Below are 26,182 nucleotides of genomic sequence, written 5' to 3' on the forward strand. Positions count from 1 at the left end.
GCAAGCAGCCATGGCGGCCGCGGACGTTCCGCGGCCGCCGTCGGCATTCCCCGGCTCGGGCGGCGCTCAGCCGGCGACCTGGATCACGACCTTGCCGAAGTGGGCACCGGCGTCGAGATAGTCGTAAGCCTCGCGTGCCTGCTCGAAACCGAACACGCGATCGACCACCGGGACGATGCGGTTGACGCCGACGAAGCGCGACAAGTCCTCGGCCATGCCGCGGCTGCCGACATAGATGCCCGACAGGCGCTTGGCGCCGGTGATCAAGGCGAACGGATCGAACTCGCCGGCGAAGCCGCTGACGCCGCCGATGATGGCGATGGTGCCGCCCATCGCCGCGGAGTCGATCGAGCGCTGCAAGGTGCCCTTGCCGCCGACCTCGAGCACCGCGTCGACGCCGCGGCCGCCGGTCAGCGCGCGCACTTCGTGCTGCCATTCCGGGGTGCTGCGATAATTGACCGTGGCATCGGCGCCGAGCGCCTTGGCGCGGACGAGTTTCTCGTCGCTCGACGAGGTGACGATCGCCCTCAGGCCGGCGGCCTTGGCCAGTTGCAGGCCCCAGATCGACACCCCGCCGGTGCCGAGCAGCAACACGCTGGCGCCGGGCTGCAATTTCGCCTCGACGAACATCGCGTTCCATGCGGTGACGCCGGCGCAGGTCAGGGTCGAGGCCTGGGCGTCGTCGAGATGCTCGGGCACCGCGAACACGGACTGCTCGGAGATCACGATCTCTTCGGCCAGCACGCCGTCGAGCACCGCGCCGAAGGCCTCGCGGGTGGCGTGCGGGGTCGGCGCGCCCTGAAGCCAATGCGGGAAGAAACTGGTCGCGACGCGGTCGCCGACCTTCCACAGCGAGGCTCCGGCGCCGACTTCGACGATTTCGCCGACCGCATCGGAGGCCGGCACGAACGGCGCCGCCGGCCCGCTCAGGTAGCTGCCCTTGGCGATCATCAGGTCGCGGAAGTTCAGCGACACCGCGCGGACCCGTACCCGCACCTGGCCGGCGCCGAGGGGCGCGGACGCGCGCTCGAACTGTTCCAGTGCGGCGATGCCGGCGCCACTGTCGATGCGATAAGCCTTCATGTCTGTCTCTTGTCTGGGGAGGGAGGCGACCGCCGGCGGTCGGGAAAGCGCGGCCGGAACGATCGAGTGGCGCTACGATATCGCTTCCGATATATCCGCAGTGCCTCTTCTCCATCCACATTCTGTAGCGCAACAGGAACCAATATGGCCGTCAACGACCGACTGCTCGGCATCGTCGCCTTCGTCCAAGCAGCCGAGGCCGGCAGTTTCGCGGTCTCGGCCGAGCGCCTGGGAGTGACCCGCTCGGCGATCGGCAAGCGCATCGCCCGGCTCGAACAGCAGCTCGGCGTGCGCCTGTTCAACCGCAGCACCCGCCGCCAGAGCCTCACCGACGATGGCCAGGCGTATTACGAACGCTGCGTCAAAGCCCTGGCCGAACTCGACGCCGCCGAGGCCGCGCTCGACAGCGGCCGGCGCGAACCGAGCGGCCGCCTGCGCGTCAGCGCGCCGGTGCAGTTCGGCCGCCGCTGCGTGGCGCCGGTGATGCTGGAGCTGGCGCGCCTTCATCCGCGCGTGGACATCGACCTGTCCTTCAGCGACCGGGTCGTCGATCTGGTCGAGGACGGCTACGACCTGGCGATCCGCGTCGGCCGCCTGCCCGACAGCTCGACCTTGGCCGCGCGCCAGCTCACCGAAGAGCGGCTCGGCATTTGCGCCTCGCCCGACTACCTGGCGCGGCGCGGGCGGCCGCGCAACATCGACGAATTCGAAGGCCACCAGGCCGTGGTCTATGGCCGCAACGGCCACAACGTGCCCTGGCGCCTGCGCGACGACGACGGCGAAGTGCGCGAACCCAGAGTCGAGGCACGCCTGCGTTTCGACGACCTGGAGGCGATCGCCGACGCCGCGGTCGCCGGCGCCGGCCTGGCCCAGCTGCCGTGCTGGATGCTGTCGCGTTATATACGCAACGGCGAACTGCAGATGGTCATGTACGCCGACCGGGTGATCGGCAGCCGCATCAACGCGGTCTGGCCGCACACCCACTACCTGCCGCTGCGCACGCGCGCGGCGATCGACTTGCTGGTGGAGCGTATCCCGCAGTTGGTCGCGTGGGATCCGGCCAACCCGGCGGTGGTATGCGGGTAGAGGGCGCGGGTGAAAGCAGCGCACGGCCGAAGGTGGTGGTGTTCGCTGCGGATGGGAGCAGCAAGAGCAAATCCCCCGTCCCCTCTCAACGGGGGAACAGCCGGAGCGTCGGTCCGAAGACGGCTCCTTCTCTGCGTCCCACGAAAGCACTTTACTATTACCACGAAGGCAGCATCCTCCATCAAACCGAGGCGCTTCCCCTTAGAAAAGGAGGGCCGGGGGGATTTGCCGTTGCCGTGCTGCTGTTGACGTTGCTGTTGCAGCTACCGCCGCGACCGCGAGTCGGCTACCGCTCCGGCCAATACCAGGCCGGCGCGTCCAGCATGCCCTGCCCGACTACTCCGGTCTGGCTGAACTGCTTTTCCAGCTGGATGGTGTTGCAGCTCGCCTCGGCCTCCAGCGCCGCGATCAAGCGCGAGGCGTGCGAGACGACCCACACCTGGGTGCGCTTGGCCGCGCGCGCGATCAGCCGCGCCAGGGCCGGCAACAGGTCCGGATGCAGGCTGGTCTCGGGCTCGTTGAGCACCATCAGCGGCGGCGGCCGCGGCGTGTGCAGGGCGGCGATCCACAGCAGATAGCGCAAGGTGCCGTCGGACAGTTCCGCCGCCGACAACGGCCGCAGCAGACCGTGCTGGGAGAACTCCAGCAGGAAACGCGCGCCGTCGCCGGCCACGCCGACGCGCGCGCCCGGAAACGCATCGCTCACCGCTTCGTTCAGCGCCTGCGGGTCGCCGATCTCGACTATGGTCTGCCAGGCCGCGGCGAGGTCGCGGCCGTCGTGGCTCAGCACCGGCGTGCGCGTGCCCAGTTGCGGCTGCCGCGCCGGCGCCTGCGCATCGCTGCGGAAATGATCGTAGAAACGCCAGCCGCGAATCGTCTCGCGCAGGCTCAGGACCTCGGGCGCGGCCTGCGGGTCGGCGATCTGGCCGAACAGGCTCTCGAACGGGCTCAGGTGCTCGGCGGCGATGCGCCAGGCGCGGCCGTCGCGCACCCGCGCCATCGCCCCCCGCCGGTCGACCAGCACGCTCGCCGGACGCAGGAACGGCCCGCCCCAGATCACTTCGCGCTTGATCTCGGGGTCGTGGGCGAACAAGGACAGGCTCGGCGTCGGCAAGCCGAGGTCGATCGCGTAGCCGTACTCGTCGCCGGCGAAACCCAGCCGCAGCGCCACCGGTTCGGTGCGTGCCGAGCCCTGCACCGGCACTTCGCCGCGTTTCATCCGCGGAGAGATCGTCTCCGGGCCGGCCCACAGGGTCGAGCCGAGCCCGCCCTCGCGCGCCAGCGCCGGCACCACCCCGCCCTGGGCGGTTTCGGCCAGCAGGCGCAAGGCGCGATAGAGGTTGGACTTGCCGCTGCCGTTGGCGCCGGTGACCAGGTTCAGGCGCCCCATCGGCAGGACCAACTGCCGCAGGGACCGGTAATTGGCGACTGCAAGCGTGCTCAACATGATGCGGGGCTCGATGGGGAACGATGCGGCGCAGGGCGCCCGCCCTTGCGGGCCAACCCTTGCGAGCCAGCCCTTTTAGGCCGGCCCCGTCTCGCCGGCCGCGACCGCCTGTCAAAGCCGACGGGTGGGTGACCTGAAGCGGACGGCGATCACGTTATCATTGCCGGGCGAGTCTCCACTCGGGCGCGATCCGTCGCGTCCGACTTCGTCTGGGGCCCCGGCGACCTCCCGCTGCACGCGCAGCGCAAGCCGGGTGACGAACGGACTCCGTCAGGCGTCGCGATCATCGTGTCGCGGCAAACAGGAAAGCAGTATTAAGGAAGAAACGATGAAGACGGCAAGCAGGGGAATTCAAGCGGTGGCATGCGTGATCGGATTGGGCGTGGCGCTGAGCGCCGCACCGACCTGGGCGCAGAGAAAGAGCGCGCAGGATCTGCGTGCGGAAAAAATGAACCAGATTCCGACCTGCTCGAAGAACCTGGGCGCGATTTCGGTGATCGAGCCGGAAGACACGGTCAACTGGTGGAGCGGCCAGCAGTTGCCGGCGCCGAGCAAGCTGATCAAGGTGTTCGTGCAGAAGTCGCGTTGCTTTACCCTGGTCGACCGCGGCGCGGGCATGGACATGGCCATGCGCGAACGCGACCTCGCCTCCAGCGGCCAGCTGCGCAACAAGTCCAACATCGGCAAGGGCCAGGTGCGCGCCGCCGACTACGTGCTGGTGCCCGACCTGATCTCCAAGAACAGCAACGCCGGCGGCAATGCCATCGGCGGTCTGCTCGGCGGCCTGATCGGCGGCAAGGCCGGCGCGGTGGCGAGCAACCTCAACTTCAGCAAGAAGACCGCCGACGTGGTCCTGACCGTGACCGACGTGCGCTCGTCCGAGCAGGTCGCGATGGCCGAAGGCAGCGCCAAGAAGACCGACATCGGCTTCGGCGCCAGCGGCGCGCTGTTCGGCAGCAGCGGCCTCGGCGGCGCCGGCGTGTCCGGCTATGCCAATACCGAAGTCGGCCAGGTCATCACGATGGCCTACCTGCAGGCCTACACCAACCTGGTGGCCGAACTCGGCGGTCTGTCGGACAACCCGTCGGCGTCGAACTCGCAGCAGGCGGTCACCGTGGTCAAGGCCGCGCGCCTGTTCGCCAATGCCTCCGGCAGCGGCAAGGTCGTGCGTCCGCTCGATCCGGGCATGATGCTCTACCCCACCGGCACCAAACAGGGCGCGATGTGGGAAGTCGAAGACGAACTCGGCAACAAGGGCTGGGTGTCCTCGCTCGCGCTGGAACTGTCGAAGTAAGTTCCAGGTTCGCGACACGATGCATCGAAGGGGCTGCCGGCGACGGCAGCCCTTTTCGTTTGCGCTGCGCGAGGGCGGCCCTCGCGGCTGCGACGAGCGCTGCGCGAAGTCGAATGCGGAATGGTCGCGACGGTCGCTCGGTATCGCAGCGCCTGCCGCATCGCGGTCGCGGCTCGCGCCGCTCCTACCGCTGGCGGCGGCGTTTCGGGGTAGGCGCTGCGCAAGCCGCGCTTCTTCATCGGCGCAGCCGGCCCGATCGACGCGGCGATAAGATGAGCGCCGACGCTGAGCGCAGCGCCTTCTCCCACACAGGCACCCCGATGACCGCTTCCGACCGCAATCTGCGCCTGGACTACATCGAATTCGCCGTCGCCGACATCGCAGCGTCCAAGGCCTTCTACGGCGCGGCGTTCGGCTGGACCTTCACCGACTACGGCCCCGACTACTGCGAATTCGACGATGGCCGCATGAAAGGCGGCTTCATCCACGGCGCGCCGCGCCCGGGCGGCGCCCTGATCGTGCTCTACGCCGACGGCCTCGCGCAGGCGCAGGCCCGGATCGAAGCCGCAGGCGCGAAGATCGTCGCCAGCCACGAGTTCCCCGGCGGGCGCCGCTTCCACTTCATCGACCCGGACGGCTACGAATTGGCGGTGTGGTCGGACCGCTGAGCCCGGGCGGCTCCGACGGGTTGGGCAGGAGCGCTTCAGGCGGCGCTCAGTCCGCCGCCCCGGCCGGCCTATATGCTCGACCCTTGGACAGCCGCTGAAGGAACAGTGCATGGCCTTGGATTCGCTGGCGGAATTCGTCCTTCGAGAGCTGTTCGGAGCCGGCGTCGAGCTGGTCTGCAAGGCGCTGCGTTCGGTGACGTACTGGACCGGATGGGTGCTGTTGTTTCCGATGCTGCGCACGCGGGCGCCCCACCATCACTTTGTTCGCCTGGGCCGGAAGCCTGTTCTGGCTGGCCTTCGTCGCCGCCTGCGTGGCGGCGTACTGGTATCTCGATTACGGCAGCTGATCGCGCAGGCTCGGCCTGCGCGATCTTCCGCTCATGACGCGCAGACTCGGCCTGCGCGATCTTCCGCCCATGACGCCACCGCCCGCTACACCTGGGCCGACTTCCAACGCCCGCGGGTGAATAGCCACAGGGTGAACACGCCGACCGAAGTTTCGGAGACGAACACGGCCCAGAACACGCCCGAATGCTGCCAATCCAGGGTGATCGCGAGCAGGTAGGACAGCGGAATCTGGATCAGCCAGAAGAACACCACGTTGATCTTGGTCGGCGTCATCGTGTCGCCGGCGCCGTTGAAGGCCTGCACCGTCACCATCCACCAGCCGTAGATGAAGAACGAGTAGGACAGGATGCGCAGCCATTCGGCGCCGATCGTCACCACCTGCGGGTCGTCGGTGAAGAACGCGACCAGTTGGGTCGGGAACAGGAAGAACAGCACCGACACCACGACCAGGTAGGCCATGTTGTACCAGCCGATATGCCAGACCGAGGCCTCGGCGCGCTCCGGTTGGCCGGCGCCCAGGTTCTGCCCGACCAGGGTCGCGGCGGCGTTGGACATGCCCCAGGCCGGCATCATGGTGAACATCATGATGCGGATGGCGATGGTCGCGCCGGCCACCGCCTCGCTGCCGACGCTGGCCAGGATGCGCATCAGGAAGATCCACGAGGTCATCGCCACGATCATCTGGCCGACTCCGCCGAGCGAGGTGCGCACGATGTTCCACAGCATCTTGCCGCGCCAGACGAACTGCGCCGCCGTCACCCGGATGTGCTTGCCGCCGCGGAACAGCACCCAGAGCTGAAACAGCACGCCGACGCCGCGGCCGATGTTGGTGGCGATCGCTGCGCCCTCGATGCCGAGCGCCGGCACCGGCCCGAGGCCGAAGATCAGCAAAGGGCACAGCAGGATGTTGAGGCCGTTCGACAACCACAGCACCCGCATCGCGATGGCCGCGTCGCCGGCGCCGCGGAAGATCGCGTTGATCACGAACAGCAGCATGATCACCGCGTTGCCGCCGAGCATCCATTGCGTATAGCGATAGCCGTGTTCGATGCTCCAGGCGTCGGCGCCCATCAGCCGCAACAGGTCCTGGGCGTAGAAGATGCCGGCCAGCGCCGGCAGCAGCGACACCAGCACGGCGATGAAGATCGCCTGCACCGCGGTGATCGCCGCGTCCTCGGGCTTGCCCTCGCCGATCCGCCGCGCCACCACCGCGGTCACCGCCATCGCCAGGCCCATCGCCAGCGCATACAGCAGGAACAGATAACTCTCGGTCAGGCCCACCGTCGCCACCGCCGACGGCCCCAGCTTGGCGACGAAGAAAATGTCGACCACGGCGAAGGTCGATTCCAGCACCAGTTCCAGCACCATCGGCACTGCGAGCAGGAACACCGCGCGCCGCATGGGGATCTTGGTGTAGTCCGCATCGGTGCCGCGGATGGCGTCGCGCAGATCGCTCCACAACGAATGCGGCGCCGGCTCGGCCACGGCGGCGGTCGGTTCTTGGGTCATCGTGTGCTCCTGTAGGGTCGCACCGACGGATGATAGGGCGACATGCCCGATTCGCCAGTGACAACAGTACGACGAACGGCGGGAATCCGAATCGACAGGGCGCGGACTGGCCAGGCCTCGCGCGCTGCGCTACAACCTGAACCCGCGTGCCGCCGCCTCGCGGCCGCCTTCGCACCGGCTCCCATCCGGGGCCGAAGCGGATCCATGCCTCGCATGTCGATTCGCGCCTCTCGCGTTCGTCGGACACAGTGAGGGCTTCACCTCTTACGGAGACTACCCATGACCGGCACCGTACGTTTGCACCGCGTTTTCACCGCCCCGCCCGAGCGCATCTACCGCGCCTTCCTCGATGGCGCCGCCCTGGCCAAATGGCTGCCGCCGGACGGCTTCACCTGCACCGTGCACGAGCTGGATGCTCGGGTCGGCGGCAAGTACCGCATGGCCTTCACCAATTTCTCCAACGGCGGCAGTCACGCCTTCGGCGGCACCTATCTGGAACTGGTGCCGAACGAACGCATCGTCCACGACGACCGCTTCGAAGACCCCGGCCTGCCCGGCACCATGGTGACCACGATCACGCTACGCGCGGTGTCCTGCGGCACCGAAGTCCAAGTGGTGCAGGAAGGCATCCCCGATGCGATCCCCGCCGAGCAGTGCTACCTCGGCTGGCAGGAGTCGCTGACCCTGCTCGAGCGGCTGGTCGAGCCGGCCATTCCGGGTTGACCGTCGTGCCACCAAAGAAAACGGCCCGCAAGCCGGGCCGTTTTCTCGGCGTCTGACCGATTGACCGATCAGAGCATCGGCAGTTTCAGCCCGCGCTCTTTCGCGCATTGTTGAGCGATCTCGTAACCGGCATCGGCATGGCGCATGACGCCGGTGCCGGGGTCGTTCCACAGCACGCGAGCGATGCGCTGGTCGGCCTCCTCGCTGCCGTCGCAGACGATGACCACGCCTGAGTGCTGCGAATAGCCCATGCCGACGCCGCCGCCGTGGTGCAGCGAGACCCAGGTCGCGCCGCCGGCGACGTTGAGCATCGCGTTGAGCAAAGGCCAGTCGCTGACCGCGTCGCTGCCGTCGCGCATCGCCTCGGTCTCGCGGTTCGGCGAGGCCACCGAGCCGCTGTCGAGATGATCGCGGCCGATCACCACCGGCGCCTTCAGCTCGCCGTTGCGCACCATCTCGTTGAAGGCCAGGCCGAGCTTGTCGCGCAGGCCCAGGCCGACCCAGCAGATCCGCGCCGGCAGGCCCTGGAAGCTGATCCGTTCGCGCGCCATGTCGAGCCAGCGGTGCAGGTGCGCGTCGTCGGGAATCAGTTCCTTGACCTTGGCGTCGGTCTTGTAGATGTCCTCGGGATCGCCGCTCAGCGCGACCCAGCGGAACGGGCCGACGCCGCGGCAGAACAGCGGCCGCACGTAGGCCGGCACGAAGCCGGGGAAATCGAAGGCGTTGCTGCAGCCTTCGTCCTTCGCCATCTGGCGGATGTTGTTGCCGTAGTCGAAGGTCGGAATGCCCTGGCGCTGGAACGCGAGCATCGCCTCGACGTGCACCCGCATCGACTTCTTGGCCGCGTCGCGCACGCCGTCGGGGTCGCTCTTCTGTTCGGCCAGCCAGCGATCGACGCTCCAGCCGATCGGCAGGTAGCCGTGGACCGGATCGTGGGCGCTGGTCTGGTCCGTGACCGCGTCCGGGCGCACGCCGCGGCGCACCAGCTCGGGCAGCACCTCGGCGGCATTGCCGAGCAGGGCGATCGACTTGGCTTCGCCGGCGGCCGTGTATTTGGCGATGCGGGCGAGCGCGTCGTCGAGGTCGCCGGCCTGCTCGTCGACGTAGCGCGTGCGCAGGCGCATGTCGATGCTGCTCTGCTTGCACTCGATGTTGAGCGAGCACGCGCCGGCCAGCGAGGCCGCCAGCGGTTGCGCGCCGCCCATGCCGCCAAGCCCCGCGGTCAGGATCCACTTGCCGCTGAGGTCGCCGCCGTAGTGCTGGCGGCCCATCTCGACGAAGGTTTCGTAAGTGCCCTGGACGATGCCCTGCGAGCCGATGTAGATCCAGCTGCCGGCGGTCATCTGGCCGTACATCATCAGGCCCTGCTTATCGAGCTGGTTGAAGTGCTCCCAGGTCGCCCAGTGCGGCACCAGGTTCGAGTTGGCCAGCAGCACGCGCGGCGCGTCGGCATGGGTGCGGAAGATGCCGACCGGTTTGCCCGACTGGATCAGCAGGGTTTCGGTGTCTTCGAGTTCGCGCAGCGACTTGAGGATCGCGTCGAAGGACGGCCAGTCGCGCGCGGCGCGGCCGATGCCGCCGTAGACCACCAGTTCGGCCGGATTCTCGGCCACGTCCGGGTCCAGGTTGTTCTGGATCATCCGGAACGCCGCTTCGCTGAGCCAGGACTTGCAGCTTTTTTCGCTGCCGCGCGGGGCGCGGACGACGCGGCTGGGATCGTTGCGGGTGGCTGCGGACATGGCGATTCCGATCGGCTGGGGAGAGCGGAATTATCGCGCCGCACTCTCGGTCCCAGCCAGCGCCGCGACCGTCGCGACGCGTCGGCAAGCGCCTAATCCGGGCCGATGTGTCGTATCGGCGGCAAAGTGTATACGCTGTATACATGAGCGCGCCCGCCACCGCCGAACGCATCCTGCGCACCGCCCGTGCCCTGTTCGAGCGCGGCGGCGCCGAGTCGGTGAGCATGCGCGCCATCGCCAAGGCGGTCGGCATCACGCCGATGGCGATCTATCGTCACTTCCCGAACCGCGAAGCCCTGCTCCAGCGCATCAGCGACGACAGCTTCCAGGAGATCGCCCGCCACTGGAACGCGCGCAACGACGGCAGCGACGTGATCGCTCGCCTGCTCGCGGTGCAACGCATCTATCTCGACTACGCCCTGGCTCATCCGCATCTGTTCGACCACGCCTTCTCGATGCGGCGCGAACAGGCGCGGCGTTACCCGGAAGATTTCCGCGCGCGCCGTTCGCCGACCTTGAACGTGGTCGCCGACGTGGTGCTCGAAGCGCAACAGGCCGGGCGCCTGCGCGCCGGCGATGCCTGGGACATCGCGATGACCCTGTGGGCGCACACCCACGGCCTGATCGCGCTGTACCGCGCCGGCCGCTTCAGCTACGACGAGCGCGAGTTCCGTCGCTTCTACGAGGCCTCGCTGCAGCGGCTGCTCGACGGCATCGGCGCCTGAGCGCCGCGCACGCGACTCTTGGCGGCCCGGCCATAAAAAAGCCCGGCACGGGGCCGGGCTTCAGGACGGCCCGGACTCGCGTCCGGACCGGAACCGTGGCGCGATCCGCGCTCAATACAGGCGCGGGTCGAGCTTGCGCAGTGCTTCGCCCACGTCGACTTCGCCGGTGCGGTCGAGGTCGTCGCGGCTGTAGCTGCGGCCGGCGCCGCCGATGCAACCGTCCTTGCCGCGCGGCTGCAGGCGCGAACCGGTATGGCGCAGGCAATTCGGGTCGTGCCTGTGCTTGCCGGCCTTGTCGGTTTGGGCGGCGAGCCTCGCATCGGCCTGGACATCGGCCCGCACGCCAGCGCGGACATCGGCTTCGGCGACGGCGGGAACGGACGCCTTCGCGCCGACCTGGGCGTCGACTTGCGCGGCGGGGGTTTGCGCGGCCGCTGCGAACGCGAAAGCGCTCGACAGCGCAGCGAACATCAGACGTTTCATGGGGCGGCTCCTGTGGACGGGCACGGGCTTCGATACCGTTCCAATGTGCCAAGCCACGATACGCCTGTGCCGAGGCGGCCGAACCTGCGGGCGCGCCGGTCGTTTAGGCGCGTGTCAGCCTCGCGGGCAGGCCTCGCGGCGGCCGTTCTGGAAGGCCATCGCCTCGGCCTCGGTGGCCGGGCGCGGAACCAGGCCGTCGTCGAACAGTACCCGCCACACCCCGTCCGGACCGCGGTGCCAGACCGACTGGTAGGCGCCGAGCGAATAGCGCGGCTCGGCGCCGGGCTCGAGCTTCTGATAGAGCGCCGGCCCGGTCGACCAGGCGATGTCGCGCGCGCCGCCGATGGTGACCCGGGCCGGGTACCAACGCAGGCGCAGGCTCTTGCCCTCGATCAGGCCGGCCCAGCGCCTGGCGATCTCATCGCGGCCGCGGGTGGGTTGCGGGCTGCCGGAACCGAACGCGGCCTGCTCGTGCAGATGTGCGGCGAAGGCCTTGGCGTCGTGCTCGGCGACCGACGCGGCGAAGCTGAGCTCGCGCGCCCATACTGCGCATTCGTCGTCGCTCAACGGCGCCACCGGCAGCGGCTTCGGCGTCTGCGCCGTGTCCGCCGCCGCGATCGACGCCACGACCAGGCACAAAGACAAGCGGGCGGCGCGGACGGCAGGGCGCATGGCGGCGACTCGATGGCGGGTTGGGCTCACTATCGGTTCGCTGCCGCCAGCATGCCAGCGACGGAAGTCATGCCGGCCAACTACCCCGGGACGCTAACCGGGGTCGGGCCGGGACCCTGCCGGCCCGTGTCCGAAGCATGCGCAGAACATGCCGACTCTGGCCGATTGCCGCGCGGTCGCGAGCGCCGCCGGCCTGACATCGGCCGGCAACCGCCTGCCGTTATCATGTCGCGATGCGTTCGATTCTTTGCGCGGCTGCGTCCGCCCTGCTCATCCTCTTCCTCGCCGCCTGCGCTCCGCCGCCCCGGGTGGCGCCGCCGGCCGATACCCCGCTGCTGCTGATCTCGATCGACGGTTTCCGCGCGAGCTATTTCGAGCTCGGCCTGACCCCGCGCATCGAACGCTTCGCCGGCGAAGGCGTGCGCGCGCAGTGGATGACTCCGTCGTACCCCTCGCTGACCTTCCCGAACCACTACACCCTGGTCACCGGCCTGCGCCCCGACCACCACGGCGTGGTCCACAACAGCATGAGCGACGAACGGCTGGGCCGGTTCAAGATCTCCGACCGCGGCGCGGTCGGCGAAACCCGCTGGTGGAACGGCGGCGAGCCGATCTGGATCGGCGCCCAAAAAGCCGGCCTGCGCAGCGCGACCCTGTTCTGGCCCGGCAGCGAAGCACCGATCCACGGCCTGCGCCCGAACCGCTGGCGCCCGTTCGACGCCGCCGTCGACGAGAACGCCCGCGTCGACGAAGTGCTGGCCTGGCTCGGCGAACCCGCGGCCACTCGTCCGCATGTGGCGACCTTGTACTTCGACGCCCTCGACAAGCAAGGCCACGAGCACGGTCCGGATTCCCCGCAAGTACGCGAGGTCCTGGCGCGCATCGACGCCGCCGTCGGCCGCCTGCTCGACGGCCTGGCCGCACGCCGGCAGCTCGATCGGGTCAACATCGTGCTGGTGTCCGACCACGGCATGGCCGAAGTCGCCCCGGGCCATCGCATCGCGGTCGAGGACATGGTCACGCCCGAACAAGCGGTGGTGACCTCGGTCGGCCAATCGATCGGCATCATTCCGAACCGCGGCCACGAAGCCGAAGTCGAGCGACGCGTGCTCGGGGCGCATGCGAGCTACGACTGCTGGCGCAAGACCGAACTGCCCGAGCGCTGGCACTACGGCACTCATCCGCGGGTACCGCCGATCGTCTGCCAGATGCACGAGGGCTGGGACGCGATCGAACGCGACAAACTGCCCAAGGCCGGCCTCGGCCAGATCCGCGGCTCGCACGGTTACGACCCTGCCCTGCCCTCGATGCGCGCGATCTTCGTCGCCCGCGGCCCCGCGTTCAAACACGGCGCGACGATCCCGGCGATCGACAACGTCGACGTCTATCCCCTGCTCGCTCGCCTCATCGGCATTCCCGCCGCGCACAACGACGGCGACATCGCCCCGCTGCTGCCGGCGTTGCGCGAGCCCTGAGCGCGGCGGCGCACGGCGCGGCGCGGCAGAGGAGGAAACCGTTGCTGCCGCTTCGCCCCCGCATGGCGGGATGCGCGGCGGCGGAGGTGGGCGCGGCTTACGCCGCTCCTACCAAGGGGCGGCCTGCGCCGCGAGACTGAAGCCTCGTGGTCGGGGCTTGCGCCGCTTCTACCCTAGAGCCCAGCCTCGCAGTTGCGATTGCCGTTGCCGTTGCCGTGTTTTTGATTTGCTTCGCCGCTTTGCCGGTCAAATGAAGACCCGGAGGGCGGCTCGCAGGGATGCAGGCCGTGCGCAAGCAGGCCATGACTGGCCTGTATGGAGCATCCCTGCGTCGGCACCGATCGTGTGGCCTGGTGCCCTGGCAGGGAAGGCCTTTTCTTTGGTTAGCATTTTTTGGGCCAGCAAAAGAAAGTAACCCGGCCGCATCAGCGGACGGAAGCTTTGCTCTTTACTCAGGGTGCAGCGAACTCCCTTTGTAGGAGCGACGTGAGTCGCGACCGCGGAACGCGCAGCGGCACCAAGGCTTATGTCGTTCATCGAAGCGGCGTGCTTTCGCCAGGGGTAGGAGCGGCGCAAGCCGCGACATCGCTGTGGCGGTTGCGGCGCGTCGTTATCGAACGAGACCAAGATCAAGTGCAAAGCTTCCGCCACTAAAGCGGCGGGTTACTTTCTTTTGTCTGAAGCAACAAAAGAAAGGTAACCAAAGAAGTTGCTTTTCTTTGAATCACAGGCCCGCGCGTTCGTTGTCAACGCAAGGATCTACATAAGGGACATCCCTGTCCCGATGAAAAACGGCCTGCATCCCTGCGGGCCGCCCTTCGGGTTTTCTATTGCATTCGCCCGAGCGAGGCTACGCACAGCAGCAGCCAGAGCCAGAGCCAAAGCTAGAACTCGAACCAAGCCCAGGGCCATCACGACGGCGTCAAGCACGAACCGCATCAGCCCGAAGCCCCGCGGTCGCGGCCCGCACCGCTCCTAGCCTCAAGCCGCATCAACCTGCTGACGAACCCCGCACAACGATCCCACAAGACGAGCGCACCCTCCGGTATTCATGTCCGAATCCGGCGAGTCCCACCCCCTCGCCGGTGCTAGCCTTGTTCCATGGACGCCCCCATCACCCCCGCCCCAACCGCTTCGCTGCCGCACTGGCGGGTCTGCGAGCAGGCCCGTTTCAGCCGGGACCCGCGCTTCGACGGGCTGTTCTTCACCGCGGTCACCAGCACCGGCATCTATTGCCGGCCGGTCTGCCCGGCGCCCGCGGCCAAGCGCGAGAACGTCGTCTATTACGGCCACGCCGCGGCCGCGGAAGCCGCCGGTTTCCGGCCCTGCCTGCGCTGCCGTCCGGAGCTGTCGCCGGGCGAAGGCGCGTGGCGGCGCGGCGACGCCGCGGTGGCGCGCGCGCTCAAGCTGATCGACGAAGGCCTGCTCGCCGATCAACCGCTAGCGACGCTGGCCGAACGCGTCGGCGTCGGCGAACGCCAGTTGCGGCGCCTGTTCGTCGAGCGCCTCGGCGCGCCGCCGATCGGCGTGCACGGCACGCGGCGGTTGCTGTTCGCCAAGCAGTTGTTGACCGAAACCCGCCTGCCGATCACCGAGATCGCGATGGCCGCCGGCTTCGGCAGCCTGCGCCGTTTCAACACTACTTTTCGCGAGGCCTACCGGATGGCGCCGCGCGATCTGCGCCGGCGCCCGAACGAAAGCCCCGAAGGCAACGGCGACAGCCTGATCCTGCGCCTGGGCTATCGCCCGCCCTACGACTTCGCGGCGATGCTCGACTTCCTGCGCGGCCGCGCCCTGCCCGGCGTCGAAGCGGTCGATGCGCATAGCTACAGCCGGGTGATCGGCCCGATCGATACGCCCGGCTGGTTGCGCGTCAGCGCCTGGCCCGGCGGCGAGCATGCGCTGAAGCTGGAACTGCACGGGCCGAAGCCGGCGCGCCTGCTCGAGATCACCAACCGCCTGCGCCGCATGTTCGATCTCGACGCCGATCCGAACGCGATCGCCGCGGCGCTGTCGGTCGATCCGCGACTAAAGACTTTGCTGGCGAAGCGCCCGGGGCTGCGCCTGCCGAGCGGCTGGGACGGTTTCGAGATATCGGTGCGCGCGATCCTCGGCCAGCAAGTCAGCGTCGCCGCCGCGCGCACCCTGGCGACGCGGCTCGCGCAGCGCTTCGGGGAAGCCTTGCCCAAGCCTTTCGCCGCCGGCCTCGAACATCTGTTCCCGACGCCGGAAGCCCTGGCCGACGCCGACCTCACCCAGATCGGCCTGACCCGGGCCCGCGCCGATACGGTGCGTACGGTCGCGCGCGCGCTGCTCGACGGCCGGGTCGATTTCCGCGCCGAACGCACCCTCGACGATTTCGTCGCGCGCTGGGTCGCCCTGCCCGGCATCGGCCCATGGACCGCGCACTACGTCGCGATGCGCGCGCTCGGCCACCCCGACGCATTCCCGGCCGACGACCTGGTGCTGCAGAAAGCGGTGCCCGAAGACGGCGTGCGCATGACCGCGAAGGCGCTCAACGCGCGCGCCGAAGCCTGGCGCCCGTGGCGGGCCTATGCGGTGATCCACGTCTGGCGCGACAGCATGCCGGTGCCCATCGGCAAGGCCGCCGGCGATGCCGCTGCAACCGCCGCGAAACCCGCTGCGACGAAGAAACCCCGGAAGGCCGCATGATCACGTTCCAGCACATCGACAGTCCGGTCGGCCGGTTGCTGCTCGCCAGCGCCGACGACGGCCTGCGGGTGATCGAGTTCGAAGCGCCCTGGCATCCGGTCAAGCGCGGCGCGGACTGGCACGAGGGCGACAACGGCGTGCTGCTCGAAACGCGCAGGCAACTCGGCGAATACTTCGCCGGCACGCGCCAGGCGTTCGACCTGCCGCTGGCGCCGCACGGCACGCCATTCCAGTTGCAGGTGTGGCGCACGCTGATGCATATCCCGTGGGGCGAGACCTGGAGCTATGCGCAGATGGCCCGGCATATCGGCCAACCCACCGCGACCCGCGCGGTCGGCGCGGCCAACGGCCGCAATCCGCTGCCGATCGTGCTGCCCTGCCATCGCGTGATCGGCTCCGACGGCAGCCTGACCGGTTTCGGCGGCGGCCTGCCGACCAAGGAATTCCTGCTCACCCTCGAAGGCGTGCTGCCGCGGCGGGTGCCGATCGACGATCTGTTCGCGCCGGCCTGAGCGCGAGCCGCGGCCGCGCGATCACTCACGCGCGGCGCCTCAATCCGCGAGCAGGGCCCGCAAGGTGCGGCCGTAACGCGCGGCGATGGCGTCGCGGTCGCGATGACGGCCTTCGGCGACCAGCCGGCGGCCGCCGACATGCACTTCGCGCACTGTATTGCGGTTGCCGCTGAACAACCAGCGATCGATGTAGTCCTCGTCGGTCGCGCCGGCGAAGACCGGGGCGTCCCGGTCCAAGGTCAGGAAATCGCCGGCCAGGCCGATCGCATCGAAGCCGGTCGAGCGCTCGGCACTGGCGACCACGCCGCGCAGCAAGGTCTCGCCGACGCTGGTCGAATGCGGACCGACCGCGATGTTGCGGCGTCGCGTAATCAGGCGCTGGCCGTATTCGAGCCAGCGCAGCTCCTCGACCGGCGACACCGAGATATGCGAGTCCGAGCCCACGCCCCAGGCGCCGCCGGCATCGAGGTAATCGCGCAGCGGAAACAGGCCGTCGCCGAGGTTGGCCTCGGTGGTGGTGCAGATCGCCACGGTCGCGCCGCTGTCGGCGATGCCCTGCACTTCGCCGGCATCGAGATGGGTCGCGTGCACCAGGGTCCAGCGTTCGTCGACCTGCGCATGATCGAGCAGCCAACGCACCGGCCGCGCCTTGCGGATCGCCAGGCAGTCCTCGACCTCGGCGACCTGCTCGGCGATGTGCACGTGCACGCGGCTGTCGTCCGGCAGGGCGGCCAGCACCTCCCGCATCGGCGCCGGCGGCACCGCGCGCAGGCTGTGCAGGCAGCAGCCGACTTTCAGCAGTTCGTCGGACTCGACGCGCAAGCTGTCGAGCAAACGCAGATAGGCATCGACATCGTGACCGAAACGGCGCTGGCGCTCGCCGAGCGGGCGTTCGTCGAACCCGCCGGTCATGTACAGCACCGGCAACAGGGTCATGCGGATGCCGGTTTCGCGCGCGGCCTCGATCAGGGCGCGCGACATCTCCGCCGGGTCGGCATAGGGCCGGCCATCCGGGGCGTGATGCAGATAGTGGAATTCGCAGACCGTGGTGTAGCCGGCCTCGAGCATCTCCACATACAACTGGCTGGCGACCGCGTGCAGCGACTCCGGAGTGAAGCGTCCGGCGAAGCGGTACATGGTCTCGCGCCAGGTCCAGAAGCTGTCCTTCGGGTCGCTCTGGCGCTCGGCCATGCCGGCCATCGCGCGCTGGAAGGCATGCGAATGCAGGTTGGCGATGCCCGGCACGATGCGTTCGATGATGGTGTCGTCGCGGCGCCAGCCGGCGGGCGTCCAGAGAGCGGCTTGGTCTGAGGTCGTCATGCGCGCATTCTCGCCTGCGCGGGCGCGCGATGCGACCGTCGCGGCGCGTTGGCTGGGATCGGTCCGTTAGGATCGGTCCATTAGGATCGGCTCATTAGGATAGGCTCATTAGGATCGGTCCAACAGGATCGGCCCAAATCGAATCAGCCTCGCTGAATCTGCCCCGATGAATCTGCCCCGATGAATCGGTCTCGCTGAATCGGCCGTAATCGCCCCATGTAGAATCGGCCCCATGAGCACCGCACTCCACCCCGCGGCCGGCGGCCGCTACGACGGCCTCATCGTCGGCGCTTCGCTGGCCACCCTCGACGCCGCGCAAGGCTACGGCGAGATCGCCGACGCCGTCCTGGCCTGGCGCGACGGCCGCATCGCCTATGCCGGGCCGCGCAGCGCGCTCGGCGCCGACCCGGGGGGCCTCGCCGATACGGTGATCGAGGCCGACGGCTGGATCACCCCGGGGCTGGTCGACTGCCACACCCACCTGGTCTTCGCCGGCGATCGCGCGCGCGAGTTCGAGCAGCGCCTGCAGGGCGCGAGCTACGAAGAGATCGCCCGCGCCGGCGGCGGCATCGTGTCGAGCGTGCGCGCGACCCGCGCCGCCGACGAAGCCGAGCTGCTGCGCCAATCGCTGCCGCGCGCCCGCGCCCTGCTCGCCGACGGCGCCACCACCCTGGAGATCAAGTCCGGCTACGGCCTGGACTTCGACAACGAACGCAAGATGCTGCGGGTGGCGCGCGCGCTCGGCGCGTCGCTCGGCGTCGAGGTGCGCACGACGTATCTGGCCGCGCATGCGTTGCCGCCCGAGTACGCCGGGCGAGCCGACGATTACATCGACGCAGTTTGCGCGTGGATGCCGCGCCTGCACGGCGAAGGCCTGGTCGACGCGGTCGACGCGTTCTGCGAGGGCATCGGTTTCAGCCCGGCGCAGACTCGCCGCGTGTTCGAGGCCGCGCGCGCGCTCGGCTTGCCGGTCAAGCTGCACGCCGACCAGCTCAGCGACCTCGGCGGCGCCGCCCTGGCCGCAAGCTTCGAGGGCCTGTCGGCCGACCACGTCGAACACACCTCGCTCGACAGCGTACGCGCGATGGCCGCGCACGGCACGGTCGCGGTGTTGCTGCCGGGTGCGTTTCACGTGCTGCGCGAGACCAAGCTGCCGCCGCTCGACGCCTTTCGCGAACACGGCGTGGCGATGGCGGTGGCGACCGACTGCAACCCGGGTACCTCGCCCTTGCTGTCGATGCGCCAGGCCATGCAACTGTCGTGCACGCATTTCCGCCTGACCCCGGAAGAGGCCTTGCGTGGCGCGACCGTGCATGCGGCTCGCGCCTTGGGCCTGGACGATCGCGGCGTGCTGCGGGTCGGCGCACGCGCCGACTTCGTGCAGTGGCGCATCGGCCATCCGTCGGAGCTGTGTTATTGGCTCGGCGGCGGCCTGGCCCAGCGGGTGTGCGCCGGCGGGCGGATGTTGGTCGATACGGCCGGCTAGGTTCGGTACCGATCGGCGCCGGCTTTTTTAGCCCGAATCCTCGAGGCAACGATCGGACCGCGGACGGTCGCGGCTTGCGCCGCTCCTACCCTTTGAAGCGCCGCTCCGGACGAGCCCCGCGCCGACGATCTGCGCATACGCTGCGCCGCCGCAAGGCAGTCGCGGCGCGCTGTTGTACGCTGGCCGTCCGATGCGGCATCGCGCCGCCTTCGCTGCCACTCTGGAGGTACCGTGCGGACCGTTCTCGCTCTTGCCCTGCTGCTGTCGTCGCCGTTCGCGCTCGCCGACCAGCCCCTCAGCGCGGGCCAGCGCTTCGCCCAGGACGCGATCATCGTCGACACTCATATCGACGCGCCGAGCGGACTGCTGCGTCGCTGGAACGACCTCGGCGTCGACACGCCCAAGGTCGAGTTCGACTACCCGCGCGCGCGCCAGGGCGGGCTCGATGTCGCCTTCATGTCGATCTACACCTCGCCCGGCGAAGACGCGGCCGGCACCGCGCAGCAGACCGCGCACACCCAGATCGACGCGGTCGAGGCGATGATCGGCCGCCATCCCGACAAATTCGCCCTGCTGCGTTCGCCGGTCGACCTGGACCGCCTGCACGAACGCGGCCAGCGCGTGCTGCTCGCCCTCGGCATGGAGAACGGCGCGCCGATCGGCGACGACCTCGCCCAGCTCGCACGCTTCCACGCCCGCGGCGTGCGCTACATCACCCTCGCCCATGGCCAGGACAACCGCATCAGCGATTCGTCCTACGACCCGCGCCATAAGTGGAAGGGCCTGAGCCCGTTCGGCGAGCAGGTCGTCGACGAAATGAACCGGCTCGGCATCATGGTCGATGTTTCGCACCTGTCCGACGACGCGGTGCGCGACGTGCTCGCGCGCAGCAAGGCGCCGGTGATCGCCAGCCATTCCGGCCTGCGCCATTTCACCCCGGGCTTCGAGCGCAATCTCAGCGACGAACTCGCCAAGGCGGTCGCGGCGAAGGGCGGCGTGGTGCAGATCGTGTTCGGCAACGCCTTCGTCGACCCGGCCTCGGCCGCCGACACCCAGGGCTATTTCGACGCCAACGCCAAGTTCGAGAAGGAACAGGCCGCCGCACGCGCACGCGGCGAAACCGTGCAGAGCCAGGAAGCCTTCGACCAGGCCTGGGAAAAAGCGCATCCGCCGCGCGCGGTCAAGATCGATGCGGTGCTCGACCAGATCGACTACGGCATCAAGCTGCTCGGCGCCGATCATGTCGGCATCGGTTCGGACTTCGACGGCGTCAGCGGCGCGCTGCCGGAAGGCCTGAAGTCGGTCGCCGACTATCCGAACCTGATCGAAGGGCTGAAGGCGCGCGGCCATTCCGACGAGACCATCCGCAAGGTGCTCGGCGGCAATCTGCTGCGGGTGTGGAGCGCGGTCGAGAAGCTGGCGCAGAAGTCCTGAGCCGGGCCGGCTGCAGGTCCGCGGCATCGACGCCGCTGCTGGCTGCGTGAACCTTAAAAAAGAAGCCCGGCTTGCGCCGGGCTTCCGCTATCGCACAGACGCAGCCGCTCAGAAGCTGGCGCGGACACCCAGGTTGAACTGGCTGACCTTGTCGCCGAATTCGGCTTCGCCGACGATGCCCCAGGTCTCGTTGAACTTGACCAGAGCGCCGATCGTGCCGCTGAATTCGCCGTCGTAGACGTCGCCGTCGGTGTAGTTGGCCTTGACCCAGCCTTCGAAGTTCGCCGCCAGATCGCCGCGCAGGCCGAGCGAGGCGCGGTAGTCGTCGCCTTCGCCGGCTTCTTCGCCCTCGACGTCGATTTCGGTGCGCAGGTAGCTCAGTTCGCCGGTCCAGTCGACGCGGTCGGACAGGGTGTGGTGGTAGCCCAGGCCGACGTGGTACTGCTTGGAGTCGATGTCGGCTTCGCCCAGGCGGGTGCCGAGGTAGCTGACTTCGATGTCGTCGCTGCCCTGGCGGTAGCCGCCGAACAGGTGCATGGCATCGTTCACGGCGAACGAACCGGCGATGTAACCGCCGGCGGCCTTCGGATCCTGGATGCTGATGTCTTCATCGATGCTCTGCAGTTCGAACTTCTGCACCGAGTAACCGCCTTCGACGTAGTTGTAGCTCAGGCCGTCGGCGGCAGCGGCCGCAGACGAGGCCATGGCCAGCGCGAGCGCCAGCGCGAGTTGCGTCTTCATAAATCCCCTTGATCCTTCGAAATGTGATGGCCGTTCCCTTCCTCGGGAACGCGCGCATCTTAATGAAAAAATTACATCTTGTCTGTGTGTGCCCGATGGCCGATGCGCCGGCCGAAAGCACCGTTCCGGTCGGCTGCCGTCGCCGCGTCGAGCGCGGTGCAAGCCCGGAAAAGGGCCGAAAGACAGGCCCGAAAGACAGGCAAAAAAAAGCCCCGCGATGCGGGGCTTTCTCGACCAGCCTTGAGGCCGGTTTATTCCTTGGCGGCGGTCTTCTTGGCCACGACCTTCTTGGCCGGTGCCTTGGTCGCGCTCTTGACGGCGGCCTTCTTCGCCACCGGCGCGGCGGCGGTGCCGGTCGCCTTGCTCACGGCCTTGCGGGCATTGCCGTAGCTGGAGTTGTAGCGCTTGCCCTTGGCGGTCTTGCGGTCGCCTTTACCCATGGTCGTGCTCCTAATTAAGACGTTCTACAGTTGAATCGAAAGGTGGTCCGCGCAAGCTGCAGGCGAGATCGCCGGGGGCCGAGGCCCGGGTTCCGGCGCTGCGCGGCCGCGCGCGAGGCTGCGAAGCCTAGCACAAGCGTCGATCCGGGGCGCTCGGGCCCGCGCCGGCAGGCGCTCAGTGAGCGCAGCTGGCGTCGTGGACGTGGCTGTGGTTCAGGCGCAGGTTGGCCAGGTGGGCCAGGCCGACCAGGGTGCCGCCGAAGGTCATGGCGATGGCGTGCGGCAGGGTCGAGCCGTGCAGCGGCGGGTACAGCACGCCGATCCACAGCGCGCCCAGGCCCGGAACCAGCAGCGACAGCGCGCGCACCGCATGGTGGCGGCGATAGCCGGAAATCAGGCTGGCGGTGCCGAGCAGGGTGGCGAAGATCACGAAGGCCAGTTCGAAGCCGTCGTCGAACCAACCGGCCAGGCCTAGCGAGGGCAGCACCGCGATCAGCAACGGCAGCGCCGCGCAATGGATCGCGCAGGCCAGCGAGCCGAAGGCGCCGATTCGATCGAGTAAGCCGCGTAGCAATGAAGACATGGGGGATGACTTCTGGGATGGTTGTCAATTGGCAAACGTTACTTTATAACATTTCACCATCCCCCGCCAGTTCATCGTCAGCCGGTTCATCATGCCCAAGCCCATCCGTTCATTCCTCGGCGCACGTCGCAGCGCGCTCACTCTCGCCCTGACCCTGGCCCTGCCGGCCGTAGTGGCCACCGCCCAGGCACAGGAGCCGCCCACGGGCTCCACCGCCAGCGACACCCGCCACGACAAGGCTACCAGCCTCGACGCCGTTGTCGTCACGGCGACCCCGCTGCAGTCCAGCGCCGAGGAACTGGCCCAGCCGGTCGAAGTGCTGGCCGGCGAAAAGCTCGACGAAGCGCGCGGCACCACCCTCGGCGAGACCATCGGCAAGCTGCCCGGCGTGCAGAGTTCCAACTTCGGCGCCGGCGTCGGCCGCCCGATCATCCGCGGCCTGGAAGGCCCGCGCGTCGGCGTGCTGACCGGCGGCCTGGCCAGCCAGGACGTGTCCACCGTCAGCCAGGACCACAACGTCACCGTCGAGCCCTTCCTCGCCGACCAGATCGAAGTGCTCAAGGGCCCTGCCACCCTGCTCTACGGCAGCGGCGCGATCGGCGGCGTGGTCAACGTGGTCGACGGCCGCATCGCCGAGCGCCCGCTCGACGAGACCGTGTCCGGCCGCGCCGAAATCCGCCACGACACCGTCAACGACGGCGTCACCGGCATGGCCCGCGTCGATGCGATGGGCGCCGACGGCGCCCTGGTCCTGCATGCCGACGGCGTGTACCGCAACAACAAGGATTACGAGACCCCGCTCGGCCGCCAGCGCAACAGCTTCGTCGACACCAAGACCGGCGCGCTCGGCGCCTCGCTGGTCGGCGAACTGGGCTTCCTGGGCTTCTCCGCCGCGCGCTACGAAGACCGCTACGGCAACCCCGGCGAGCCGGGCGATGCGCTCGAAGGCGAAGCGCCGGTGCACATCGACATGAAGCAGAACCGCTTCGAAGTAAAGGGCGGGATCAACCAGGCCTTCGGCATCTTCAGCGGCCTGCGCGCGAGCGTGGCCGACACCGAATACGAACACATCGAGTTCGAAGGCGACGAGGTCGGCACGCGTTTCCTCAGCGACGCCACCGAAGGCCGCCTGGAGCTGACCCACAAGCCGTTCGCCGGCTGGGTCGGCGCGGTCGGCGTACAGGGCTACCAGCGCAAGTTCCAGGCGATCGGCGAAGAGGCCTTCGTGCCGAAGACCAAGACCCGCGCCGCCGGTTTGTTCGTCACCGAGCAGCGCAACTGGGACCCGCTGCAGCTCGAACTCGGCGCGCGCGTGGACAAGATCGAAAGCTCGCCGTTCGGCGCGGCCAAGCGCGATTTCACTCCGGTCAGCCTGTCGGCGGGCGCGCTGTGGAAGTTCAGCGACGCCTGGCGCCTGAGCCTCAACCTCGACCGCGCCGAACGCGCGCCGGCCGAGGAGGAATTGTTCGCCGACGGCCCGCACGCGGCGACCGCCTCGTTCGAGATCGGCGATGCCGAGCTGCGCAAGGAGCGCGCGAACCAGGTCGAACTCGGCCTGCATTACCACGGCGCGAAATTCGAGGCCAAGCTCGCCGCCTACCAGACTCGCTTCGACGGTTTCATCTATCTGGTCGACACCGGCGAGATCGAGGACGACCTGCCGGTGCGCCAGTGGAGCCAGGCCGACGCCAAGTTCACCGGGTTCGAGGGTGAGGCCATCGCCCACCTGTTCGACGGCGACGCCGGCAAGTTCGACGTGCGCGTGTTCGGCGACAGCGTGCGCGCCAAGCTCGACAACGGCGGCAACCTGCCGCGCATCGCGCCGGGCCGGGTCGGCGGCGAGCTGCGCTGGGACGCCGATTCCTGGCGCACGTCGCTCGGCGCGACCCGTTACATGAAGCAGGACAAGGTCGCGGCCAACGAAACCCCGACCGACGGCTACACCCTGGTCGACGCCCATCTGGCCTATCACTGGGACGCCGGCAACCTGGGTTACGAGGTGTTCCTCAACGGCAGCAACCTGACCGACGAGGAGGCACGGGTGCACACCTCCTTCCTCAAGGACAGCGTGGTGCTGCCCGGCCGCGGCGTCGATTTCGGCGTGCGGGTGTTCTTCTGACGACGCGCCCTTCGCCGGGCGCCAACTGACTTCGGGGCTCGCAACGATCTCTCTCCAAGTCGTGACCTGACGCTGCCCCGCGGCCCAGACGCCGACCTCGTGTCGGCGTTTGCGGTCGCGGCGCCATTAGGTGTATATACACATAATGAGCCTCGATACCGAACCCGCGGCCCCCGCCCCGACGCCGACCCAGAGCGTCTGCACCTGTTTCCGCATGCGCAAGCTCGCGCGGCTGATGAGCCAGCGCTACGACCAGGCCCTGGCACCGGCCGGGATCAACCTGAACCAGTACTCGATCCTGCGCCGCACCGGCGGCCAGGGCCGGCCGCTCGGCGAGATTGCCCGCGAACTCGGCATGGACCGCACCACCCTGAGCCGCGACCTCAAGCCGCTGGCGCAGTCGAACTGGATCGAGACCGTCCCCGGCGTGGATGCGCGCCAACGCCGCCTGCGCATCACCGCGGAAGGCAAACGTGTGATCGAACGCGCGCAACCCTTGTGGCGCCGCGCGCAGGATGCGATCGACCAAGGGCTCGGCGCCGAGGGCGTCGCCGCTCTGCACGCGCAACTGGATCGCGCGATCGCGCAGCTGCAGGACGACGGCCCGTGAGCGGGCCGAGGCGAGCGATTCGTTCCGGGTTCCTGGACCGTTCCGGCGAGGGCGCATCGCATCCTGTTTCCAGCCGAGCCGGCGCTCGATGGCTTGCATGCAAGGGCGCTCGAACTCCGTGGATTCCCGCTTTCGCCGGAATGACGCCAGCCCAGGCAGGCGACGAACCGCAAGAACGCGCATCGACCTCGCCGCTTCGACGCCGGGATCGGGCAAATACTTCGACTTACTTACCGCTCGCCACCGTGCGAGAGCGGACTGTTCGCTTCGACGAAGCCGCCCTGCAGCACAGTCTTGAACCGTCGCGCGGCTGTCCGTCCGCAACGCCCCGCGCTCCATGCTCACGACCGCCACGCTCGTCCCATCCCTCCCCGCAGTTCTCTCTGCCGCCGAGAAACCCATGAGCACGATGTCCCCATCGCCCGCGATCAAGCCCGCTTCGTATTGGCCGCTGCTGCTCGCCGCCACCGCGATGCTGATGATCACCATGGGCATCCGCCAGTCGCAGGGCCTGTTCGTCAAACCGATCGGCCTGAGCACCGGGCTCGGCATCGCCGAGATCAGTTTCGCCCTGGCGATCGGCCAATTCGTCTGGGGCGCGGTGCAGCCGGTGTTCGGCGCACTGGCCGATCAACGCGGGCCGGGCCGCGTGCTGGTGTTCGGCGGCGTGCTGTTGATCGCCGGCATGGGGCTGACCCCGTTCGTGTCCTCGCAATGGGGCCTGATGGTGACCCTGGGCCTGCTCGGCGCGGCCGGCGCCGGCGCCGGCAGTTTCTCGATCCTGATCGGCGCCACCGCGCAGCGTCTGCCGGCGGAAAAGCGTTCGATGGCGGCCGGCTTCATCAACGCCGGCGGCTCGCTCGGCCAGTTCGTGTTCGCGCCGCTGGTGCAGGCGGTGATCGCCGCCTCGGGCTGGATGATGGCGATGTGGACGCTCGCCGTCGCCGCGATCGCGACCCTGCCGCTGGCGTGGCCGTTGCGGCGCCGCGTCGCGCCCGCCGCTGCGCCCGGC

At 68.7% G+C, this 26,182-nt stretch carries 23 protein-coding genes; 13 read left to right on the top strand and 10 right to left on the bottom strand.

Features of this window, described 5'->3' with window-relative positions; translation table 11 throughout:
- Positions 1–66: 66 nt before the first annotated feature.
- Positions 67–1,083 carry a zinc-dependent alcohol dehydrogenase family protein gene (locus ACSAMQ_RS05340; RefSeq protein ID WP_435394653.1) on the bottom strand — a complete coding sequence of 339 codons (1,017 nt, stop codon included), beginning with the start codon at positions 1,081–1,083 and terminating at the stop codon, positions 67–69.
- A gap of 144 nt (positions 1,084–1,227) precedes the next feature.
- Between ACSAMQ_RS05340 and ACSAMQ_RS05345 the strand changes: the two genes are divergently transcribed.
- Entirely contained in the window at positions 1,228–2,169 is a 942-nt protein-coding gene (locus ACSAMQ_RS05345; protein ID WP_435394654.1) for a LysR substrate-binding domain-containing protein, read from the top strand.
- Positions 2,170–2,455: 286 nt separating this feature from the next.
- On the opposite strand, the gene ACSAMQ_RS05350 is transcribed toward ACSAMQ_RS05345, so the two are convergent.
- Complete coding sequence (locus tag ACSAMQ_RS05350; RefSeq protein ID WP_435394655.1) at positions 2,456–3,616, bottom strand: AAA family ATPase; 1,161 nt, start codon at positions 3,614–3,616, stop codon at positions 2,456–2,458.
- Positions 3,617–3,944: 328 nt separating this feature from the next.
- Between ACSAMQ_RS05350 and ACSAMQ_RS05355 the strand changes: the two genes are divergently transcribed.
- Both ACSAMQ_RS05355 and ACSAMQ_RS05360 read left to right on the top strand, forming a co-directional pair.
- On the top strand, positions 3,945–4,910 hold the full coding sequence (locus ACSAMQ_RS05355) for a CsgG/HfaB family protein (protein ID WP_435394656.1): 966 nt from the start codon (positions 3,945–3,947) through the stop codon (positions 4,908–4,910).
- Between the two features lie 320 nt (positions 4,911–5,230).
- The gene (locus ACSAMQ_RS05360; protein ID WP_435394678.1) at positions 5,231–5,578 is read left to right on the top strand and encodes a VOC family protein; all 348 of its coding nucleotides are present in this window, start codon (positions 5,231–5,233) and stop codon (positions 5,576–5,578) included.
- Between the two features lie 432 nt (positions 5,579–6,010).
- Here the strand turns inward: ACSAMQ_RS05360 and ACSAMQ_RS05365 are convergent, their stop codons facing one another.
- Positions 6,011–7,435, bottom strand: a complete 1,425-nt coding sequence (locus ACSAMQ_RS05365; protein ID WP_435394657.1) for an MATE family efflux transporter — start codon at positions 7,433–7,435, stop codon at positions 6,011–6,013.
- A gap of 279 nt (positions 7,436–7,714) precedes the next feature.
- Between ACSAMQ_RS05365 and ACSAMQ_RS05370 the strand changes: the two genes are divergently transcribed.
- A complete protein-coding gene (locus tag ACSAMQ_RS05370) occupies positions 7,715–8,158 on the top strand; it encodes an SRPBCC family protein (RefSeq protein WP_435394658.1) in 444 nt (147 codons plus the stop codon).
- Positions 8,159–8,226: 68 nt separating this feature from the next.
- Here ACSAMQ_RS05370 and hutU read toward each other — a convergent pair whose 3' ends face one another.
- Entirely contained in the window at positions 8,227–9,897 is a 1,671-nt protein-coding gene (gene hutU / locus ACSAMQ_RS05375) for a urocanate hydratase (protein ID WP_435394659.1), read from the bottom strand.
- 143 nt (positions 9,898–10,040) lie between these two features.
- Here hutU and ACSAMQ_RS05380 point away from each other — a divergent pair, with 143 nt between their 5' ends.
- Positions 10,041–10,622, top strand: a complete 582-nt coding sequence (locus ACSAMQ_RS05380) for a TetR/AcrR family transcriptional regulator (protein WP_435394660.1) — start codon at positions 10,041–10,043, stop codon at positions 10,620–10,622.
- Between the two features lie 111 nt (positions 10,623–10,733).
- On the opposite strand, the gene ACSAMQ_RS05385 is transcribed toward ACSAMQ_RS05380, so the two are convergent.
- On the bottom strand, positions 10,734–11,105 hold the full coding sequence (locus ACSAMQ_RS05385; protein ID WP_435394661.1) for a hypothetical protein: 372 nt from the start codon (positions 11,103–11,105) through the stop codon (positions 10,734–10,736).
- A gap of 114 nt (positions 11,106–11,219) precedes the next feature.
- Positions 11,220–11,777, bottom strand: a complete 558-nt coding sequence (locus tag ACSAMQ_RS05390) for a YybH family protein (protein ID WP_435394662.1) — start codon at positions 11,775–11,777, stop codon at positions 11,220–11,222.
- Between the two features lie 233 nt (positions 11,778–12,010).
- Between ACSAMQ_RS05390 and ACSAMQ_RS05395 the strand changes: the two genes are divergently transcribed.
- The 3 genes from ACSAMQ_RS05395 (at position 12,011) to ACSAMQ_RS05405 (ending at position 16,437) form a co-directional block, all read left to right on the top strand.
- Positions 12,011–13,252 carry an ectonucleotide pyrophosphatase/phosphodiesterase gene (locus tag ACSAMQ_RS05395; protein ID WP_435394663.1) on the top strand — a complete coding sequence of 414 codons (1,242 nt, stop codon included), beginning with the start codon at positions 12,011–12,013 and terminating at the stop codon, positions 13,250–13,252.
- Between the two features lie 1,101 nt (positions 13,253–14,353).
- Entirely contained in the window at positions 14,354–15,925 is a 1,572-nt protein-coding gene (locus ACSAMQ_RS05400; protein ID WP_435394664.1) for an AlkA N-terminal domain-containing protein, read from the top strand.
- Complete coding sequence (locus ACSAMQ_RS05405) at positions 15,925–16,437, top strand: methylated-DNA--[protein]-cysteine S-methyltransferase (protein ID WP_435394679.1); 513 nt, start codon at positions 15,925–15,927, stop codon at positions 16,435–16,437. Before ACSAMQ_RS05400 ends, ACSAMQ_RS05405 begins: the two co-directional genes overlap by 1 nt.
- Before the next feature lie 39 nt (positions 16,438–16,476).
- On the opposite strand, the gene ACSAMQ_RS05410 is transcribed toward ACSAMQ_RS05405, so the two are convergent.
- The gene (locus ACSAMQ_RS05410; protein WP_435394665.1) at positions 16,477–17,757 is read right to left on the bottom strand and encodes a formimidoylglutamate deiminase; all 1,281 of its coding nucleotides are present in this window, start codon (positions 17,755–17,757) and stop codon (positions 16,477–16,479) included.
- Between the two features lie 232 nt (positions 17,758–17,989).
- Between ACSAMQ_RS05410 and hutI the strand changes: the two genes are divergently transcribed.
- Entirely contained in the window at positions 17,990–19,243 is a 1,254-nt protein-coding gene (hutI, locus tag ACSAMQ_RS05415) for an imidazolonepropionase (protein WP_435394666.1), read from the top strand.
- Positions 19,244–19,474: 231 nt separating this feature from the next.
- Positions 19,475–20,677 (top strand): dipeptidase, encoded by a 1,203-nt coding sequence (locus ACSAMQ_RS05420; RefSeq protein WP_435394667.1) that lies wholly within the window; start codon positions 19,475–19,477, stop codon positions 20,675–20,677.
- 108 nt (positions 20,678–20,785) lie between these two features.
- Here the strand turns inward: ACSAMQ_RS05420 and ACSAMQ_RS05425 are convergent, their stop codons facing one another.
- The 3 genes from ACSAMQ_RS05425 to ACSAMQ_RS05435 form a co-directional block, all read right to left on the bottom strand.
- A complete protein-coding gene (locus tag ACSAMQ_RS05425; protein ID WP_435394668.1) occupies positions 20,786–21,418 on the bottom strand; it encodes an outer membrane beta-barrel protein in 633 nt (210 codons plus the stop codon).
- Positions 21,419–21,669: 251 nt separating this feature from the next.
- Positions 21,670–21,858 carry a 30S ribosomal protein THX gene (locus ACSAMQ_RS05430; protein ID WP_435394669.1) on the bottom strand — a complete coding sequence of 63 codons (189 nt, stop codon included), beginning with the start codon at positions 21,856–21,858 and terminating at the stop codon, positions 21,670–21,672.
- A gap of 175 nt (positions 21,859–22,033) precedes the next feature.
- Complete coding sequence (locus ACSAMQ_RS05435; RefSeq protein ID WP_435394670.1) at positions 22,034–22,441, bottom strand: MerC domain-containing protein; 408 nt, start codon at positions 22,439–22,441, stop codon at positions 22,034–22,036.
- A 91-nt stretch (positions 22,442–22,532) separates the two neighbouring features.
- On the opposite strand from ACSAMQ_RS05435, the gene ACSAMQ_RS05440 reads away from it, so the two are divergent.
- The 3 genes from ACSAMQ_RS05440 to ACSAMQ_RS05450 form a co-directional block, all read left to right on the top strand.
- Positions 22,533–24,560: a TonB-dependent receptor gene (locus ACSAMQ_RS05440; protein WP_435394671.1), complete on the top strand. Its 2,028-nt coding sequence runs from the start codon at positions 22,533–22,535 to the stop codon at positions 24,558–24,560.
- A gap of 145 nt (positions 24,561–24,705) precedes the next feature.
- Entirely contained in the window at positions 24,706–25,170 is a 465-nt protein-coding gene (locus tag ACSAMQ_RS05445; RefSeq protein WP_435394672.1) for a MarR family winged helix-turn-helix transcriptional regulator, read from the top strand.
- A gap of 409 nt (positions 25,171–25,579) precedes the next feature.
- On the top strand, positions 25,580–26,182 hold a 603-nt coding region (locus ACSAMQ_RS05450), incomplete at its 3' end, for an MFS transporter (protein ID WP_435394680.1).

Origin of the sequence: Lysobacter sp. 1R34A (genome assembly GCF_051217035.1) — a bacterium.
Lineage (GTDB): Bacteria > Pseudomonadota > Gammaproteobacteria > Xanthomonadales > Xanthomonadaceae > Lysobacter.